Below are 18,035 nucleotides of genomic sequence, written 5' to 3'. Positions count from 1 at the left end.
CCCCATATATTACCAAGTCATAACTGGGGAAACTCCCCAGTTGATGCAGCTCTCGCTCCGAGCCTGGCAACGTCCGGCGCTCGTTCCGGAGGTAGAAATGACGACAACGAATCCCACAGTGCTGGTGACCGGGGCCACCGGCCTGCAAGGCGGCGCCACCGCGCGGCAGCTGCTGGCGGCCGGCTGGCAGGTGCGAGCCCTCGTCCGCAACCCGGCCGGCCCCGGGGCCCAGGCGCTGGTACGGGCTGGCGCCGAGGCCGTCTCGGGCGACATGGGCGACCGTGCTTCCCTCGACGCGGCGATGCGGGGCGTGCACGGGGTCTTCAGCGTTCAACCCACCGCTGGCTATCCCGGTACCCCGCCCGGCTTCGCTGTCGAAGATGAGATCCAGTTGGGTATGAATGTGATCGAAGCGGCAAGCGATGCCGATGTCCGGCACCTCGTCTACGCCTCGGTCGCCGGCGCCGAGCGCTCACCCGGCATCCGCCGCTGGGAGAGTAAATGGCAGATCGAGGGGCGCATCGGCGCCCTGGGCCTGCCCGCCACCATCCTGCGTCCCGTCCGGTTCATGGAAAACCAATCCGACCCGACCCTGGGGGTGCGCGATGGCGTACTGACCGATGTAATCAAGCCGGAGGTGCCCGTCCAACTCATCGCCGGCACCGATATCGGTGTCTTCGCGGCCTTGGCATTCACCAACCCTGACCAGTACATCGGCCAGGCACTCGAGATTGCCGGTGATGAACTGACGCTCCCGCAGATCGTCGCCGCGATTATCCGCACTACCGGAGTCGCCATCACCTACCGGGCGATCCCGCGAGAGGCCCTCACAGGGCTGGATCCGGACGCCCGCGCCGGCTACGACTTCGCCAATCACAGGGGCGGCTGGCAGGCTGACATTCCAAAGCTGCGAAGCCTGCACCCGGCTCTGATGGACTTCGACACCTGGCTGCGCAAGGAAGGTAAGGCGCAGTTCGACGCGCTGTTCCGCGATCAGCCCGCCTGACGTGACCTGCAGCCACCGCACGGTCCTCTGTCTTCACACACCGATGATCAGCGGTGGCTGTACTCGTGCCCGCGTCAACCCCCAAACAGCAAGATCACGATCTACGGCTGGAGTACTAAGAGCTCGGGACGGCCCCGGACCGTGCACTCCGTGAGGGCCCTGGTATTGCGCCTGGCACGGGAGAATCCCGGCTGTGGGCGGACTTCCTGCGCTCCCACGCCGACGCCCTACTGGCCTGCGACTTCTTCGAAACGGTCACCTTGTCCGGGGCTTGGATGTACGCGCTGGCCGTCATCGAGCACGCGAGCCGACGGATTCGGGTCCTGGGTGCCACCGCGCACCCGACCTCAGCGTGGGTGGCACAGGCCGCGAAGACTCTCGTCATGGATCTTGAGGACGTTCAGATGTCGAGGATGAACTCGATCGTGGAACGGTGGGTACTGACCTGCAGACGGGAACTCCTGGACCGTACTCTGATCTGGAACCGTCGGCACCTGCTCCACGTCCTGCGAGAGAATTCGAGCAGTTCTACAACGCACACCGGCCGCACCAGGGCATCGCAAACGCCAGACCGCTGCACGCCACGTGCCGCCTCCGTGAGGGCCCAGCCGGTCAGGCGGACGGCGCGGCGCGCAGCGAGTTGATGAAGTCCCGGGCGCGTCTGGTGATTTCTGGCCAGTTGCCGACGGCTACCGCGGCGGGTGGCACGACGTTGGAACCTGCGCACACCGCATGTGCTCCGGCCGTGAGGAAACCGGCGGCGTTGTCCGCGGTAATGCCTCCTGAGGCCACCAGCGGTACGTCCGGAAAGGGGCCGGCCAGGTCGCGGAAGTACCGGGGACCGACGGCGCGCGCGGGGAAGATCTTCACGGCGTCCGCGCCGAGATCGAGCGCCATCCCGACCTCAGTCGGGGTGAGGGAGCCCATGATGACCGGCACACCGGCCGCTGCCGCCGCCTTGGCGACATCTGGGCGGCAGCCGGGGGTGACCAGGTACTGGGCACCCGCGTCAATCAGTTCCTCAGCCTGTTGGGCAGTCAGTACGGTGCCCGCACCGACGCCGTCCTGACTGTCGGCCACCGCGCGTCTCAGATGTGCCGCGAGGTGGGGGGTGGTGCGGGTGAACTCGATCCAGTGGATGCCGCCCGCGCGCAGAGCCGCACACAGCGCGGCGGCGTCCGGGATGTCCGGTGCGCGGACGACGGCGATCACGCGGTCCTTGGACAGCTGGGCGAGGAAGTCGGCGGTCATGGTCGGGGGTTCTCCTTCGGCGGCCGCGGCGCGGCGGTTGTGCCTGAGGCGGCCAGTTCGCTCAGCGGTGCGGCGGCGGCCCAGGTGTCGTCGTTCACGGCGAGCAGGCGGTCGGTTTCCGCGCGTGCTGGAATGACGGGAACGTCGTCCCTGGTTCGCAGCGCGGCGGCGGCGGTCAGGTGGCCGAGGCGCAGCCGGGACCGTTCGTCGCGGCTCTGCAGTACACCGGCCAGATAACCGGCCGCGAATGCGTCGCCCGCGCCGACCGGTTCGACCACCTTGGTGGGCATTGCCGGAACGAACGTCCGGGTGTCGTCGGCGTAGGAGGTCGCCCCGTGCTCGGCGTCCTTGACGACCACGACCGGCACGGGCGCGAGCAGTTCCGCGATGTCGTCCGGGCGGGTAGTGCCCCACAGGGCCTCGGCCTCGTCCCGGCCGACGAACACCAGGTCGGCGGCGCGGGCAAGGGCCAGCAGACTCCGCGCTGCCTCCGCGGCGCCGCCGCGCCAGAGCGCGGGACGGTGGTTGATGTCGAAGGAGACGACAGGTCCGCCGGTGGACCTGTCGTCGCCGGGGGCCTTCTCGCCGGCGACCCGGTCGACGAGGATCGCCTCCAGCAGCCGGGCGCAGCTGTCGGAGAGTGCCGCGGCCACGCCCGAGAGGTGCACCAGGCGGGCGCGGCGCAGTGCGGGCAGCCGCGCCAGATCCGGGCCCATCCCGGTGGCGGCCGATCCGCCGCGGTAGTAATGCGTACGGGTACGGTCCGGGCCCGGGTCCTTGAAATAGATCCCGGTCGGCCGGTCCGGGTCGGTCTCGACACCGCTCACATCGACGCCGCACGCGGTGAGTTCGGTCAGGATACGGCGCCCGAACGGGTCGTCGCCCACGCGGCTGACCCAGGCGGCGCGGTGTCCGAGGCCGGCCAGCCCGCATGCCACGTTGGACTCGGCGCCGCCGATGGTCATTCTCAGGGTGGACTGTTCGGCGAGCGGGCGGGTGTCCGACGGGCTGAGGACGGCCATCGTCTCGCCGATGCACACGACGTCGGCCGCCGGCCGCCGACTGTCAGCGGCTCGGGGCGGGGTCAGCAGGGGCACGGGGATCTCCTGGCGGACGGTGGATGAGGGCGTACGTACGCGACGGCGATGACGGCGGCGACGGCGGTGACGTGGACGCCCTGGGACGAAGGGGTGACGTTCGGGGCGGGGAGCGGCGCGCCGGGCCTCATGCGTCGGCCAGCCGCAGCATGACCTTGCTGCTGCCGCTGTGCGGGTCGGCGGCGAGGGCCAGTGCCTCCTCGGCTCGTTCCAGCGGGAAGCGGTGGGTGATCAGCGGAGTCACGTCCAGGCCGTCCCGCAGGGCGCGCAGGGCGTCGTCGATCTCGTCGACGAAGCGGTAGGAACCGATCCAGGTGATCTCGCGGGTCACCAGGTCGCCGAGGACCGCGGGGGCGGGCGTGCCGGGCAGGTTGCCGACCTGGACGAGGGTGCCGCCGCGGGCGGTGGCACGCAATACCGGGCCGAGCGCCGCCGGGGCGCCGGAGGCCTCGAAGACGATGTCCACGTCCTGCGGCAGGCCGTCGCCGCGCGAAAGGTCGCGGATCTCGTCGGCGCCCATGGCGCGGGCGACGGCGAGGGAGGACGCCGCCAGGTCGGCGGCGACGACCGTGCCCGCACCGTGGTGCCGGGCCGCGGCGACGACCAGGGAGCCGATCGGTCCCGCGCCGTTGACCAGGACGCTGCGGCCGCGCAGGTCTGGGACCCGGCCGACGGCGTGCAGGGCGACCGCCAACGGCTCGGCCAGCGCGCCCTGTTCGGTGCCTACGCCGTCCGGCAGCGGCCGGATCTGGTCCGCGCGGACCGCCCGGTACTCGCTGAACCCGCCGTCGGTGTGGGGGTCGAAGGCGGCTGAGCCGAAGTAGCGGACGCGCGGGTAGAGGTTGGTGCGTCCGGCGATCCGCTCCGGCAGTACGCCGTCGCCGACGAGCTGGGCCGGGTGGACGGTGACCGGCTGCCCTTCGCCGAGGCCGGTGACCTCGGGGCCGAGCGCGGCGATCCGGCCCGCGACCTCGTGCCCGAGCACCAGCGGGTGCGTGAGCGAGGCCGTACCGGACGCCCCCTTCTTCCAGTAGGCGATGTCGGATCCGCAGATCCCGCCCCACTCCAGGGCCAGGAGGACCTCGCCGGGGCCCGGCACCGGCCGGGCCCGTTCGTCGACGCGCACGTCGCCGGGGCCGTGCACCACGACCGCCCTCATACGCTCTTCTTCTGCGAGGTTTTCCGTGACCGCATCGCTCATACGGCGCACGCCCGTGACCGCGCTCATGCGGCGTCCTCCAGCCGGACCAGGTCGCGTCCGCGTGTCTCGGGCGCGAGAAGCGCGCTGACGAAGGTGATGAGCGAGTAGACGACGAGCATCGCCGCGATCGGCCACCAGCTGCCGGTGACGGCCGTGAGCGTGGCCGCCAGGACCGGGCCGATCGCGGTGGCGAGGATGCCGCCGATCTCCTTGGCGAGTGCGAGCTGGGTGAACCGGGCGCGGGCGCCGAAGAGTTCGGCCATCGTCACGCTCTCCAGCGAGAACAGCCCGAGGACGCCGATGTTCAGGGCGAGCACCATGCCGATCAGCACGCCCGGGGTGGAGCCTGAGGTGATGAGGAGCATCGCCGGGAAGGCCGCCGCCATGGTCAGCACCGTGAGCGTGAGGTAGAGCACCCGTCGTCCGAAGCGGTCGCCGAGCAGGCCGATCAGCGGCACGGTGGCGAAGCCCAGCAGCGAGCCGTACATGATCGCGTCAGTGGGGACGGCCTTGCCGACGGCGAGATTGGTGGCGATGTAGCCGACGAGGAACGTCTGGACCAGCCCGGAGTTGCCCGCCTGGCCGAAGCGCAGTCCGAGCGCGAGGAAGAAGGCCTTGCCCTTGCGCTGCCGGACACCGGCCGCCAGCACATCGCCCCGGTGGTCGTCGGCCTCGGCGATGGCGGACTCGACCTCGTCACGGCGCAGGGCCACGCCGTCCACCACGTCGGCGCGCTCGTCGAACACCGGGCTCTCCTTGAGGCCACGGCGCAGCCAGAACGCGAAGAGCATCAGCACGAAGCTCAGCAGGAAGGGCAGCCGCCAGCCCCAGGAGAGCAACTGCTCCTCGCTGAGCACGCCGAGCAGCAGCGCCCACAGGCCCGAGGCGGCGAGCGTTCCGGAGTTGGTGCCGAGCGAGACCAGCGAGGAGACCAGGCCGCGCCGGCGGACGGGGGCGTACTCGGCGAGCAGCACGGTGGCGCCGGCGATCTCGGCGCCCGCGCCGAAGCCCTGCACCAGCCGCAGCGCGACGAGCAGGATCGGCGCCGCGATGCCGATGGCGGAGTAGGTGGGCAGGGCGCCGATGAGGGTGGTGGAGGCGCCCATCAGCAGGATGGTGAGGTACAGGACCTTCTTACGGCCGATCCGGTCGCCCATCCGCCCGAAGTAGACGGCGCCGGCGAGCCGGGCGACGTAGCCGACGCCGTAGGTGGCCATGGCGGCGATCAGGCCGATGGCGGGGCTGACGTCCGGGAAGAAGATCTTGTTGAAGACGATCGCGGCGGCCAGCGAGTAGAGCTGGAAGTCCATGAACTCCATGGCCGTACCGAGCCAGCCCGAGACGGCGGCTCTGGCCAGATCGCGCGTGGTGCGTTGCGCGGGGGGTGCCTGCTCCTCGGTCATGGTGCTGTCCTGCATGGTGAACTCCGTTGTTCGGGGACGGTGAGCGGTGTTCGGGGGAGGGGAGAGGTATGTGCGGTGTTCGGGGGAGGGGCGTTGTGCGGTGGGCGGGGCGGCGGCCGGGCTCAGATCTCCACGCGGCCCGCGCGGAGAGCGGGCAGCCGGTCCGCGACGGCGGTGAGGAGAGCGTCGTCGTCCGCCAGGTCCGTCGCGCCGAGCAGGCGCAGCAGCGCCCGCACCGTCGCCGAGGGCCGGGCCGACCGTTTCCAGCAGGCGGCGAGCGCCTCGGCCGCAGGGTCGGCGAAGGTGCCGTGCGCGTGGCGGGTGGCGTGCGCCCAGGCGGCGAGGGCGAGCTCCAGCACCGGGGCGTCCGCGCCGCGGGCGCGCAGCTCGCGCAGGGCGGGCAGCCAGCGCTCCGCGATCTTCACAGAGCCGTCGGAGCCGATTTGCCGGAGCAGGTGGCGCATCGCGGGATTGCGGAAGCGTACGACGAGGTCGTCGGCGTACGCGACCGGATCGGGGCCGTCGGCGGGGAGGGTGGGGGCGACCTCCGCGCACACCGCCCGGACCAGGCGCTCGCCCCAGTCCGCCGCCATGGTGTCGGCGATGGTGGCGCACCCGGCGGCCAGGCCGAGGTAGGCCAGTGCCGAGTGGGAGCCGTTGAGCAGCCGTAGCTTGGTGAGCTGGTACGGCGCGACGTCGGGGACGAACAGGGCGCCGTCCCGTTCCCAGGGCGGCCGGGGCGCAGCGAAGGAGTCCTCCAGCACCCACTGCCGGTAGGGCTCACCCGCCACGGGGAGGGCGTCGTGCACCCCGAGCGCGGCCGCCGCGGCCGCCTGGTCGGCCTCGCTCGAAGCGGGCACGATCCGGTCCACGACTGTCGCGGGGAAGGTGACGCTTTCGGTCATTTTGGCCAGGATACTGTCGCGGTTTGGCCAGGCGGAGGCCCGGACGAAGTCATGGACGACCCGGCTCAGCGCGGCGCCGTTGCCCGCCATGTTGTCGCAGGACACCACGCTGATCGGCGGTGCGCCGGCGCGCGCCCGCGCGGCGAGCCCGGCGGCCAGCCGGCCCACCACCGTGGCGAGGGGGCCGTCGGGGGCCGCCACGAGGTCGGCGGCGACCGCTGCCGCCGTGGTGTCAAGACCGCCGGTCAGCGGCGAGCGGTGGTAGCCCTTCTCCGTGACGGTCAGGGTCACGACGGTCACTTGAGGGTCGGCGAGCAGGGCGTCGACGGCCGCGGCGTCCGGCCCCATCGCCAGCGCGCCGACGACCGAGCCCACCACGCGGGACACGCTGCCGTCCGGCCGCCGCTCGGTGCACGAGTAGAGGCAGTCCTGATCCCGCAGTGCGCGCACGGTCTCCGCCGACCGGGGCGCGACGGCGGTGATGCCCCAGGGCTCGCCGGACCGGGCGGCGGCGTTCTCGGTGTAGACCGCCTGGTGCGCCCGGTGGAAGGCACCGAGGCCGAAGTGGACGACCCGGGCGCGCAGCTCGGCGGGGTCGACCGCAGGGCGCAGGCCCGGGGCGAGGCGGGAGAACGCCGCGCGGTTCAGCGCGGGAAGGGCGGTGGCGCTCACCAGTCGTGCACCGAGCCGTCGAGGCGGCGAGCGACCGGCAGGTAGCGCCGCTGGTAAGGGAAGCGCTCGGCCGCCTTCTCGTCGTACTCCACGCCGAGACCCGGCTCCTCGGACGGGTGGAGCATGCCGTCGGCGAACGTGACGCCGCTGCGGAACACCTCATGGGTCTCGTCGGCGTGGCCCATGTACTCCTGGATGCCGAAGTTCGGCACCGTCACGTCGAGGTGCACGGCGGCGGCCATGCTGACGGGGGAGAGGTCGGTCGCGCCGTGGGAGCCGGTGCGCACCTGGTAGAGCGCCGCGAGGTCGAAGATCCGCCGCAGGTGGGTGATGCCGCCCGCGTGGACGACGGTGGTGCGCACATAGTCGATGAGCTGCTCGGTGATCAGGTGCTGGACGTCCCAGATGGAGTTCATCACCTCGCCGACCGCGATGGGGGTCGTGGTGTGTTGGCGGATGAGGCGGAAGGCCTCCTGGTTCTCCGCCGGAGTCGGGTCCTCCATCCAGAACAGCCGGCAGCCCTCGACGCTCTTGCCGAACCGGGCCGCCTCGAGGGGGGTCAGCCGGTGATGGACGTCGTGCAGGAGGTGGAAGCCGAAGCCGAAGCGCTCCCGCACCGCCTCCAGATAGGTGGGTGCGAAGCCGAGGTAGGCCTCGGTGTCCCAGGGTTGCTCGTCGGGCAGATCGGTCGCGGCCGGTTCATAGACCTTGCCCTTGCGGACGCCGTACGTGCCGCCGACGTCGGGCACCGCGGCCTGCGCCCGCACCGCCTTGTAGCCCAGCTCCAGATAGCGCTCGACGTCGTCGAGCAGCGAGGGCACGTCGGCGCCGCTGGCGTGCGAGTACACCAGCACGCCGTCGCGGGACCGTCCGCCGAGGAGCTGGTAGACGGGCAGCTGGGCGGTCTTTCCTTTGATGTCCCACAGCGCGGTGTCGACGGCGGAGATGGCCGTCATGGTGACGGGCCCGCGACGCCAATACGCGCCCTTGTACAGGTACTGCCACATGTCCTCGATGCGGGCGGGGTCCTTGCCGATCAGCAGCGGGACCACGTGGTCGCGCAGATAGCTCGCCACGGACAGCTCACGGCCGTTGAGCGTGGCGTCACCGAGTCCGGTCACCCCGTCCGAGGTGGTGATGCGCAGTGTGACGAAGGTGCGCCCGGGGGAGGCGACGAATACGTCGACACGTTCGATCTTGCTCACGGAGGGCTCTCCTTGCGGCGGAGTGGGACACGGCTGCCGACCAAGCGTCCGCCACGCGGGCGGGCAGGTGCTGTCGCGCAGGGCTTGTATACAAGCATCTGTCGCGCTGCGCGGCAATGCTCTCGTCACCACGTTTTTACGTGTGGCCCAAAGCAGCTCCACAGCTCACGACCACCGCCAAGCGCGCTCCACCGATACGTACGATGGGCGCATGGCTCAATCGAATCGCCGTCGGACGAGTCGGCGCGCTATCTACCTCAAGCTGCGTCACATGGTCCTGACCCTCGAACTCGCCCCGGGCGCCGCCTTGTCGGAGAACGAACTCGCGGCGTCCCTGGGCGTGAGCCGCACACCGGTGCGGGAGAGCCTGATCATGCTGGCCCAGGAGGGCCTGGTGCAGGTCTTCCCGAAGATCGGGTCATTCGTGTCCCGGGTGGACCCGGCGCAGGTCGCGGACGCGCAGTTCCTTCGGGAGGCTGTCGAACTCGCCTCATTGGACAATCTTCCCCCGCGGCTCGACCCCGCGGTCGTCGAGGAATTGCGGGACAACTTGAAACGCCAGCAGCGCGCGGACCTCGGCCTTGAGGAGTTCTTCGAGCTGGACGAGGCCTTTCACCAGGGCCTGATGCGGTTGAGCGGTCATGGCAACGTCTGGTCCACGGTCGCCGCGGCCAAGGGGCATCTGGATCGGGCACGGCGCCTCGGCCTCCACGAGAACGTGTCCCCTGCCATCTTCATCGCCCAGCACCACGAGATCTTCGACGCGGTCGTCGGCGGGAATGTTACGCTCGCCCGCATCTCCATGCGCACTCACCTGCGAGCGGTCTTCAGCGACATCGAGCGCATCCGCACCCACTCACCCGAACTGTTCGCCACCGACCCCTCGGGAGTGCCGGTGCGGCGCAACGTCGTGGTCTGGGAGTAGCCCCGCTCCCGGCGCGCTCCATCGCGCTGTCGTGGTGCGGATCCGGTCCTGGGGGTCGATGTAGCCGTAGCCGTAGCCGTAGCCGTAGCCGGTGGTGGAGGTTGTCCGGGCGGTGCGGGCGAAGTATTCGGGGCGTGAGGTGCCGCTGCCGGTAGCGGTCCGTGACCGGTTCGGTGAGTTGTTCGCCAATGCGGAGTTCGCGTACCCGTTCGGTGTGGCGGGGCCACGCGAAAGCGACCGCGGTCAAGATTTCGGGAGCCCGAAGAAGCGGTCCCTGCCTCCTGCGCGGGATGCCGGGGCTGACGATCGTGGACCCCTGCGACGCGACCGACTTCGCAGGCGGTGCCACAGGTCGCCGCTCGCGAGGACCCCACCTACCTGCGGCTGCTGCGCGGCAAGGTGCCGGTCGTGCTGGACTAGTGCGACTACACCTTCCAGCTCGGGTGGACAGGGTGGTGGTCCGCACGCCCACCCTGAGGCCGTTCGACGAGGACACAGTGCTGGGCGAACTCGCCGGGACCCGGCTGGCCCTCACCCTGGAGAACCACACCGTGATCGGAGGGCTGTACGAGACGGTGGCCTCCGCCGTGGTCCGCTGGGGCCTCGGCGCGCGCGTCACACCGATCACGCTGCTGGACGAGTTCCTGGCGGCGGGAGCACGCCCGACGGTGCACGACCAGTACCGACTGGCCACCGACCGCATCGTGGAGGCTGTGCTCGCCGTCCTGCGACCAGTCGGTCCCGTAGGGAAAGACAGGACCCCGCACGGTACTCATGAGGCATGGTCCACGCAGGGCCGGTGGATGACGTGGGAGCCCCGAAGCGTAAACGGCGGCGAAGGCGGGCGTCCCGCGCGGAGGAAGCCGGCCGCGGTACGACCGCTGCTGCCCGGGTTTTCGGAGAGGGGCGCCCGTGGCGGACACCCCTCTGGCAGGAGCCGAAGGCCCTGTTCGGGCCGACCGTCCGTGCCTTGTGTACACGCCGGCGGGCAGGGGGCGGCGGGGGCCGGCCCGCCTCGCGGTGGAACGGCGGGGTCGTCGGCTCAGCGGGGAGTGATCCCGAAGGCCCTGTCCACCGTCTGCTCCACCTCGTTTCCCAGCGCGTCGACCGTCTTCGTACGGAGGCTGACATAGCCCGCAGAGGCACTCGCCCTGGGCGCCTTGAGCTGTGTCTCGTAGGTGCCTGGGGTCGTGGCCCGCTCAAGGGTCAGCGGGCGCCAGCTCTCACCGTCGTCGTAGGAGGCCCAGACTTTGGTGTCCACGGTCGCGATGGCGCCACCGAGCCAGGAGCGGGTGTCGACGGTCATCTTCTGCGGTCGTCCGGTGCGGATCCGGTTGTCCAGGCCCCGTGTTCACGCCGTAGGCGACCTGTGGCATCGGGATCGGTTCGGATGAGGCTGCGCCCCCGCCCGCGTTGAAGGACCAGGCAGCCCGTGCGCGGGGCGTTCCAGCCGCCGTGGACGGGCTGCGTCAAGGGGCGGTAAAGCCCCTTGGCGTCGACCGGCAGATGGGGCACTCCCAGGGTGAGCGGCGCACCGCAAACCTGAGCCAGTGTCAGCTTTCCGTGGTGCGTGGTTGGGGCCATGTGGTCTGGGTGGCGTGGTCGTGGAAGTCGGCTCGCAGGGTCAGTTCGCCGCCGAGGGCGCTGATGTAGGCGGCCATGGTGTCGATCTGCGGGGTGCTGGCTCCGTTTTCGATCTGGGCGATCCGGGCCTGGCTGACTCCCAGTTCCCGTGCCAGTGCACGTTGGCTCATTCCTCGGCTGCGCCGGGCCTTTTTCAGGAAGGCTCCCCAGAGGTGGGTGGTGGTCTTCTCGGGCGGTGTTGCGTCCGTGTGCTTGGCGGGGTGTGTGGTGTGGTCCATGGTGGCCGTTGTCCTTGTCAGTCGACGCTGCCGCGTGAGGCGATCCACTGGTGGGGTTGTCCGGTCACTTTGGCGATGGTTTCGAAGTCCGCGTCGTAGTGGAGCAGTGTCAGCCCGCACAGTTCTGCGGTGGCGGCGGTCATCAGGTCGACCGCTCCCGGTCCCTGGTGCCAGCTCGAGGTGACGAGGAGGTCCTGCACCTGCCGGGCCCGGGTCAGCGCACGGTCGGGCACAGGGGTCCAGCCGAAGGCGTCGTGGAGATAGCGTTCCAGCACGGCCCGTTCCTCGCGGCCGCCGACGGCATGGACCAGTTCAAGCTCGGTGATCTCGCACACGCTCACCTGGCCTTCATCAAGGATGGCCGCCCAGTGTCGCTCCACGGCGGGGATCCGGAACAGCCGGTTGCAGGCACTGGTGTCGATCAGATACGACTCGCTCACGCCGGGCGGGCCTTGCCGAAGGCGCCGCCCTCACCGGCGAGCTCGCTCAGCCGCTGCCGGGCCGCGCGACGCTGGTAGATCGCGCCGACCGCGATGTCCACCGCCTTGGCCACAGCCTCGGTGTCGTCCTCGGTGTGCAGGAGTTGCTTGGCCTCGGCGAGGCGCTCCTCGTCGATCTCAATGGTGATCTTGGCCATCATGTCCTCCCTGAATCTCTTGCATCCTTACCACGATAATAAATCCCTTATCGATCGTGCGTGCAGGTGTTGAGCGGCCGGCTAGGCGCACGTCGAGGGTCGGCCTCGGGTGTTTCTTGGATCGGAGGGGATGGCGGTGGGCTCGGCCTCGCGCGGTCAAAGTCGCCGGACCGCGGTTCGCATCACTCGAAAGAGGGATGCCTCGTCCGACTGCGCCTCGGTGGCGCCGACTGGCGCGTAATATGCGGGGTGTGTGCTTCTTGGGCTTCGTATGGCGGTGTAAGTATCTGAACGGGCCGCTACAGCCTGATATGAATGGCTGCAGAGAGTAGTCGCTGGGCTGGGGGTCAAGGGGTCGCAGGTTCAAATCCTGTCGTCCCGACCAGCGTTTTCGCAGGTCGGAGGCCGTTTCCGCGGGTAGCGGAGACGGCCTTAGCCGTTTCCGGGCTGGGAGCAAGTGGGAGCCCTCTGGGAGCCCTCGTGCTCCCAACTCGCAGACGTGTCAACGGTGTCCGATTCGTCCGTCACCCGATCCGGTAGACCTACGGCGCCGTACCGCGCCGCCACGCGCCGTCGTCAACCACGGGCTCCTGACGTCACCCGATCGATTCGGATGCTCTTCGCATCGAGAGGCATAAGGAACCCTTGTCGGCTCTCGAGCACCTTTCGTGGTGGGAGCACGGTGCCGCGCTCCCCATTCGGCAGGGGCAGGGGAGACTGCCGATGATCCCTGCGGGCAGGTTTCCGCAGGCAGCCCGTACGTGGGGTGTTCCGCCGCCGTGGACGGCCTGTGCCAAGGGGCAGTAAAGCCCCTTGACGCAGGACGGCAGATGGGGCACTCCCAGGGCGTGAGCGCTGTATCCGGCTCTGCAGCGCCGTAACGAGACAGCCTTGCGGGGTCTTGTCGGAGTAAATAGTGTGCCAAGCGAGTGGAAGTGATGGCGCCGATGAGTGCAAGCGCTGGGGCAGTGGTCCGGGGAGACCGCATACCGGCACTGCCGCGTTATTGGGGCGTGGGTGTCTGACGGCACGTCGGGGCCTGGTGGCCCGGATGCCGCGCGGTGGGCCGACCGGCGACGACAGTGTCCTGCTCCCAGATGGCGAAGCGGATGCTCGTCTCGGCCCGGTAGTCGGGGGCTGTCACGGACAGGAACCGCTGGGCCCCGCTGATGGAGCGAAGCCTTTCATCGCGCGTTCGCTCTGCCTCGTCGGCTAGTGGCCGTTCTCCGCCCGGTTGTTCAGGTACTTCGACTACCGGTGTTCCACGGAGGGTATGACCTCGCGGCGAGCGGCGCGGTAGGAGCGGAGCTTGTCCGTGAGTTGCGGCCTTGTTCCACCGGTCCTGTACCCGGCGTAGCCTGACTCGTCTGCCGCCCCGTATTTCCACAGGTCAGAGGCAATGTTCATCAGCTGAACAAACCCATGGGGTCGAATCCGGGCCGCAGGTATCGTCGTTTCTGTCCGCTGGCCATGTGGCATATTCGGGCATTCCGGTTGTCAAATGTGATCCAGCGTCGCCCTGGAAGAGGCATCTCGGATTCTGATGTACTCGGAAGTACACGTACGAGATGTCCTCTTGCTGGCCTGTTCTGGCCGACCCTGAGCGCCGATGGCGCGTCCTCCCGTATGCCGTGCCTGAGCCGAGAAGAGTGGCATTGCTAGCGCGTCATACCGAGACCGGAGGTTGCGTCCAATGACTCCTATGTCAATCAGGCGGCCTGCGTGAGGTCAGCTTGCTCGGTGCTGGTCTGGGCGTCGTGGAGGAGGGCTCGGTGGACCACGTCCGACAGACGGCGCCGGAGGGCGCGTACGGCTTCGGTGTTGGTGTTCCCGGCCTCTCGCCGGCGCTGTAGGTAGGCGCGGGCGTCTGGGTGATAGTGCGCCTGCGTGACGGCGATCCGGTGCAGTGAAGATTCACCATCTTGAAGCCGCTGGTCATGGGGCTGGTGTGAGTCGTTGATCGTGCACTCGTGCTGGCCGGCGGCGGTTGTCGGAGCTCAAGATCGTCTGCCGTTTCGGTGATTTACGGATCGGGGGATTTCCGATGTGAGCGAGGTGTCTGTCCGTACGATCGGGGCGGGAGGCGTGCTCCTCCGGCTACGTGGTCAAGTACGGCCCTGCGCAGGCTACGTAGTGACATGATTGCTGTATGAATGACACTGCCTGCAGCACAGCCGACGCCCGCTCCCGGCTGGTCCTGGGTCTGGCGATCGGGACCGCGTTCCTCGTCGGCCTCGTCCTCGCTCTCACGTGGGTCGCGCTGTCGTGAAGGCCGTCCTCTTCCGCGAAGGCGTCCACGCGGGCGACGATCCGCCCGACGGGTTCGAGCGCCGCTGAAGGTCCACCTTGAAGTTGCTGGTCATGGGGCTGGTGTGAGTCGTTGATCGTGCACTCTCTGGCCGGGGGCAGTTGTCGGAGCTCAAGATCGTCTGCCGTCTTGGTGATCACTGTTCCGGGGGTTCTTCGGCGTGCGCAGGACGCCTGTCCGGGCGGGAGGTGCGTCAGGTGGCCCAGGATGCGGAACCCACCTTCGTGAGCTGATCACGGCCCGCAGGGCCGAACTGGAGATGCGGGCACAGAAGTTGAGCCAGCAGCTTCAGGAGGTCCGCGACGAGCTGGAGGAACTTGCCGTCGCCGAGCGGGTCGCGCGCCGGCTGTTCGAGCAGCTGCGCGCCGAGGCCGACCGGACGGCGGGGCCGCCCGCCGGGCAGGTCGCGGGCCGGGCAGGTCGCGGGCCGGGCAGGTCGCGGGCCGTGCGGTGTTGGCGGTGCCGCCGCGTGAGCGGGGCCTGGACGAGTCGGTCCTGCCCGCGGACTACCAGCGGATCATGGATGTGGTGCGGCGGGCCGACGGTCCGGTCATGGTCAAGCAGGTCTGCACTGAGCTGGGCATCTCTTTGGAGCCGGCCCGTTCGGAGGCGATGCGGGCGAAGCTGAACCGGCTGGCCGAGCGGGGCTGGCTGCGCAAGCTCGCCGACGGGAAGTTCACCACCACGCTGTGAGTGAGCGTGAGTGGCGACTCCGCGCGAGGGGTCCGTAACGTCCGTGCCCCCGGCGGCAGTTGATGCCGTATGCGAAACAAGACCAGCTCCACCAGGGGCACTGACACGGTTGTCTACCAGTCGAGCCTGACCCTGTCCACGGCCACCCTGACCCGTCTCGGCGACCTGCTGCGCGGCCATCTGAAGAAGATCGGCTCGCGGTGGCGCAAGCTGCCTCCCGGACGGATCGCCGCGATCGTCCTCGCCGTTCTCCGCCATGACCAGCGGTTTGCCGACATGGCGGGCGGCAATAACATCTCCGCGACCACGGTGCGGCGTTGGGTGCTGGAAGTGATCGGCCTGCTGGCCGCGCGGGCCCAGCGGCTGGACCGTGTGCCGCTCGAAAAGTCATCGCTGCATGTCATGCCGCGTATCTGTACTCGTTGATGAGGCCGCCGAGGATCCGGGTGCGCAGGACTTTGCCGGTGCTGAGGCCATGCGCTGGTTGTTCGTGGACGTCGGGTGGTAGCTGGTTGCGGGCCTGGTGGGGTCGGTGTTCGTTGTAGTGCCGCTCGTAGGCCGCAAGGACGTGGCGGGCGTGGGCCTCGTTCATGATGAGGATGTGGTCGAGGGCTTCGCGTCGGATGCTGCCGATGATGCGTTCGCAGTGCGCGTTCATGCGGGGAGCCTGTGGCGCATTTTTGAGGATGTCCATCTCCTCGGCTGCAAAGACGGCGTCGAACGCTTCGTTGTACTTGCCATCGCGGTCGCGTAATAAGAAGTGCAGGGTCTCGATGCGTATGCCCAGGTCGGCGGTGAGATTCTGCGCCTGCTGCGCCGCCCAGTCCCGTGTCGGGTGGGCGGTGACCCCGGTGATGTGCAGCCGCCGGGTGCCGTGCTCGAGGAACACCAGCGCATACAACCGCCTGCCGAGGGCGGTGTCGATGTGAAAGAAGTCTGCCGCGATGATGCCCTCAGCTTGCGCGGTCAGGAACTCGCGCCAGGTGGGACCTGAGCGACGTGGAGCAGGGTCGATGCCGGCCGCGCGGAGGATCTCCCAGACCGTCGAGGCGGCGACTCGATACCCGAGTCGGGCCAGCTCCCCTTGGATCCGCCGGTGCCCCCACGTCGGATTCTCCCTCGCCGGCCGCAGGACGAGCTTCTTGATCGCTGTCTGGGTAGGCGGACGGCCGGTACCCCGGCGCGCGGTGTAGTCCCACTTTGCTGCGATGAATCTGCGGTGCCAAGCAAGCAGGGTGCCGGGGGTGACAGGGAAGATCTCGCGCCACTGACGCCGGGGTATCAGCCCGGACAGGGCGGCGAACCAGAACCGGTCGGCAGGCTCATAACAGACCGGTCCGGCCAACTGGCGACGCAGGACCGCGTTCTCGTGCCGCAGCACCAGCAGTTCCGCCTCCTTCGCCGTCCCGCGTCGCAGGAGCACCGATGGAACCGTCAGCAGCTTCCGGGTCACCTTGTACAGCAAGGACACGATCACGGAGGACATGATCCCAGCGGACTGACCGCATCCAGCTCACCTGCGGCGATGGCTTTTCGAGCGGCACACGTACGTGTTGCGCCCGCCCCGCGGCCCCTGAGCTGCGGAGGTGGCGGCGGCCGGCCAGAGGGCCTGTGGTCCATTCGCGATGCGTTGCCGTGCCCACCATGCTGGAGCTGTCGGTCGACTCAAGCCGTCGCCGCCGCAGCGGCGACGGCTTGGGAGACATGATCGCAGCATTTCGGGTCGAAGAGATCGGGCATCAGAGAATCCCAGCTCAGAGAATCGCTGTTCGCTGACTCCAATCCCGCGACCGCCGCGTGGAGCATGGCGCCGGTTATCTCGCGAGCTCTTGATTCGTTGGCACCCCGCAGAATTCCGGGGATGGCCAGCAGGCTGCTGACGCAGTTCCGGGACTCCGATCGACCGGACCCGTACAGCGCCCCAACTCTGGCCGCATCCTCCGGCGTGACCTCCGGCTCCGGATTCGACAACGCGAGAATAATCGGCTGCGGATGCATGAGCCGTAACAGGTTTCGGTCGATCCTGGCTGAGGACAGCCCGATGAGGACGTCTGCCCCGATTATGGCGTCTGCCAAGCCGCCACGGAGCTTTCGCGGGTTCGTGTTGCGGCTCACATCAAGCTTGGCTCCCGCGAGGCCGGGGCGATCGCTGTTGATGATTCCCCGGCTATCAACGAGGATGAGATCGCAGATCCCAAAGGAAGAAAGCATCCGAGCTGTTGCGATTCCGGCCGCTCCGGCACCCACGATGACGGTGCGCAGACCTGTAAATGTGCGGCCGAGGAGCCGCGAAGCATTTCGCAGGGCGGCCGTCACCGCCACTGCGGTGCCGTGCTGATCATTGTGGATAACGGGGCATGACAGCGTTTCCTTCAGTCGTTGCTCAAGTTCGAAGCACGTCGGGGCGCTGACGTCCTCGATACTTACCGCGCCATATGACGGCCGAATGCGCACCAGTGTATCGACGATGGAATCGACGTTTCGCTCGGTGAAGGCCAGGGGAATGGCATCAAGGTTCGCGACGGACTTGAAGAAGGCACATTTGGCTTCCAGGATTGGTAGCACCGCATGGCATCCCAGATCGCCCAGTCCATGAACCGCTGAACCGTCGCTGACGACGAGCGTCAGATTGCTGGCCCACGTGTACGTGGCCGCGAGACTGGGATCGTCCGCGATGGCACGGCTGACCAATGCCGATCCGGCAGCCGATATGGCAACGCGCTCCTTCGGTTCCCTTGATTGCTCCTTCGGCCGAACGGACAGCAACCCGTGCTCATAGGCCTCGAAGATCCGCGAAGTTGTGAGAGGCGAAGAAGTGTCCACCAATGCTCCCCCGTGCATCAACGAGTAGCCGGGCGGCCATAGGTCAG

At 68.8% G+C, this 18,035-nt stretch carries 17 protein-coding genes and 2 pseudogenes; 6 read left to right on the top strand and 13 right to left on the bottom strand.

Features of this window, described 5'->3' with window-relative positions; all coding sequences use genetic code 11:
* Positions 1 to 97 precede the first annotated feature (97 nt).
* Both PV419_RS29160 and PV419_RS29155 read left to right on the top strand, forming a co-directional pair.
* Positions 98 to 1,006 (top strand): NmrA/HSCARG family protein, encoded by a 909-nt coding sequence (locus PV419_RS29160; RefSeq protein WP_319694035.1) that lies wholly within the window; start codon positions 98 to 100, stop codon positions 1,004 to 1,006.
* A gap of 117 nt (positions 1,007 to 1,123) precedes the next feature.
* Positions 1,124 to 1,586, top strand: a pseudogene (locus tag PV419_RS29155) (integrase core domain-containing protein); the annotation flags it as partial.
* A gap of 32 nt (positions 1,587 to 1,618) precedes the next feature.
* Here PV419_RS29155 and PV419_RS29150 read toward each other — a convergent pair.
* The 6 genes from PV419_RS29150 to manD all read right to left on the bottom strand — a co-directional run bounded on the left by PV419_RS29150 (position 1,619) and on the right by manD (position 8,740).
* On the bottom strand, positions 1,619 to 2,257 hold the full coding sequence (locus tag PV419_RS29150; RefSeq protein WP_319694033.1) for a bifunctional 4-hydroxy-2-oxoglutarate aldolase/2-dehydro-3-deoxy-phosphogluconate aldolase: 639 nt from the start codon (positions 2,255 to 2,257) through the stop codon (positions 1,619 to 1,621).
* Positions 2,254 to 3,354 carry a sugar kinase gene (locus PV419_RS29145; RefSeq protein ID WP_319694031.1) on the bottom strand — a complete coding sequence of 367 codons (1,101 nt, stop codon included), beginning with the start codon at positions 3,352 to 3,354 and terminating at the stop codon, positions 2,254 to 2,256. The genes PV419_RS29150 and PV419_RS29145 overlap by 4 nt, the downstream gene beginning before the upstream one ends.
* Positions 3,355 to 3,481: 127 nt before the next feature.
* Positions 3,482 to 4,582, bottom strand: a complete 1,101-nt coding sequence (locus PV419_RS29140) for an L-idonate 5-dehydrogenase (RefSeq protein ID WP_319694030.1) — start codon at positions 4,580 to 4,582, stop codon at positions 3,482 to 3,484.
* Positions 4,579 to 5,973, bottom strand: coding sequence for an MFS transporter (locus PV419_RS29135; RefSeq protein WP_319694028.1), 1,395 nt, complete (start codon positions 5,971 to 5,973; stop codon positions 4,579 to 4,581). The genes PV419_RS29140 and PV419_RS29135 overlap by 4 nt, the downstream gene beginning before the upstream one ends.
* Positions 5,974 to 6,080: 107 nt before the next feature.
* Positions 6,081 to 7,535, bottom strand: a complete 1,455-nt coding sequence (locus PV419_RS29130; protein WP_319694027.1) for a mannitol dehydrogenase family protein — start codon at positions 7,533 to 7,535, stop codon at positions 6,081 to 6,083.
* Entirely contained in the window at positions 7,532 to 8,740 is a 1,209-nt protein-coding gene (manD, locus tag PV419_RS29125; RefSeq protein ID WP_319694025.1) for a D-mannonate dehydratase ManD, read from the bottom strand. The genes PV419_RS29130 and manD overlap by 4 nt, the downstream gene beginning before the upstream one ends.
* A 211-nt stretch (positions 8,741 to 8,951) precedes the next feature.
* Between manD and PV419_RS29120 the strand changes: the two genes are divergently transcribed.
* Both PV419_RS29120 and PV419_RS53410 read left to right on the top strand, forming a co-directional pair.
* Entirely contained in the window at positions 8,952 to 9,665 is a 714-nt protein-coding gene (locus PV419_RS29120) for a GntR family transcriptional regulator (RefSeq protein ID WP_319694023.1), read from the top strand.
* Between the two features lie 188 nt (positions 9,666 to 9,853).
* Complete coding sequence (locus PV419_RS53410) at positions 9,854 to 10,798, top strand: transketolase C-terminal domain-containing protein (RefSeq protein WP_415925400.1); 945 nt, start codon at positions 9,854 to 9,856, stop codon at positions 10,796 to 10,798.
* Here the strand turns inward: PV419_RS53410 and PV419_RS29115 are convergent.
* From PV419_RS29115 to PV419_RS29095, 5 genes and pseudogenes are all read right to left on the bottom strand, one after another.
* On the bottom strand, positions 10,708 to 10,971 hold the full coding sequence (locus PV419_RS29115; protein ID WP_319694022.1) for a hypothetical protein: 264 nt from the start codon (positions 10,969 to 10,971) through the stop codon (positions 10,708 to 10,710). The genes PV419_RS53410 and PV419_RS29115 overlap by 91 nt on opposite strands.
* 247 nt (positions 10,972 to 11,218) lie before the next feature.
* Positions 11,219 to 11,527 (bottom strand): helix-turn-helix transcriptional regulator, encoded by a 309-nt coding sequence (locus PV419_RS29110; RefSeq protein WP_319694021.1) that lies wholly within the window; start codon positions 11,525 to 11,527, stop codon positions 11,219 to 11,221.
* A gap of 17 nt (positions 11,528 to 11,544) precedes the next feature.
* On the bottom strand, positions 11,545 to 11,967 hold the full coding sequence (locus PV419_RS29105) for a PIN domain nuclease (RefSeq protein WP_319694019.1): 423 nt from the start codon (positions 11,965 to 11,967) through the stop codon (positions 11,545 to 11,547).
* On the bottom strand, positions 11,964 to 12,164 hold the full coding sequence (locus PV419_RS29100; protein ID WP_319694017.1) for a hypothetical protein: 201 nt from the start codon (positions 12,162 to 12,164) through the stop codon (positions 11,964 to 11,966). The genes PV419_RS29105 and PV419_RS29100 overlap by 4 nt, the downstream gene beginning before the upstream one ends.
* 1,003 nt (positions 12,165 to 13,167) lie before the next feature.
* Positions 13,168 to 13,484, bottom strand: a pseudogene (locus PV419_RS29095) (DDE-type integrase/transposase/recombinase); the annotation flags it as partial.
* 1,447 nt (positions 13,485 to 14,931) lie between these two features.
* Between PV419_RS29095 and PV419_RS29090 the strand changes: the two are divergent.
* Both PV419_RS29090 and PV419_RS29085 read left to right on the top strand, forming a co-directional pair.
* Positions 14,932 to 15,165, top strand: coding sequence for a hypothetical protein (locus tag PV419_RS29090; RefSeq protein ID WP_319694015.1), 234 nt, complete (start codon positions 14,932 to 14,934; stop codon positions 15,163 to 15,165).
* 69 nt (positions 15,166 to 15,234) lie between these two features.
* A complete protein-coding gene (locus PV419_RS29085; protein ID WP_319694013.1) occupies positions 15,235 to 15,591 on the top strand; it encodes a hypothetical protein in 357 nt (118 codons plus the stop codon).
* Here PV419_RS29085 and PV419_RS29080 read toward each other — a convergent pair.
* Together PV419_RS29080 and PV419_RS29075 are read right to left on the bottom strand one after the other, a co-directional pair.
* Complete coding sequence (locus PV419_RS29080; protein ID WP_319694204.1) at positions 15,566 to 16,642, bottom strand: integrase core domain-containing protein; 1,077 nt, start codon at positions 16,640 to 16,642, stop codon at positions 15,566 to 15,568. The two genes, PV419_RS29085 and PV419_RS29080, sit on opposite strands and share 26 nt — an antisense overlap.
* A gap of 188 nt (positions 16,643 to 16,830) precedes the next feature.
* Positions 16,831 to 17,988, bottom strand: coding sequence for an NADP-dependent malic enzyme (locus PV419_RS29075; protein WP_319694011.1), 1,158 nt, complete (start codon positions 17,986 to 17,988; stop codon positions 16,831 to 16,833).
* Positions 17,989 to 18,035 lie beyond the last annotated feature (47 nt).

The sequence above is a fragment of the Streptomyces sp. ME19-01-6 genome (assembly GCF_033793745.1).
Classification (GTDB): domain Bacteria; phylum Actinomycetota; class Actinomycetes; order Streptomycetales; family Streptomycetaceae; genus Streptomyces.
Note: the sequence above shows the minus strand (reverse complement) of the source record. Positions and strands in the feature narration are given on the sequence as shown.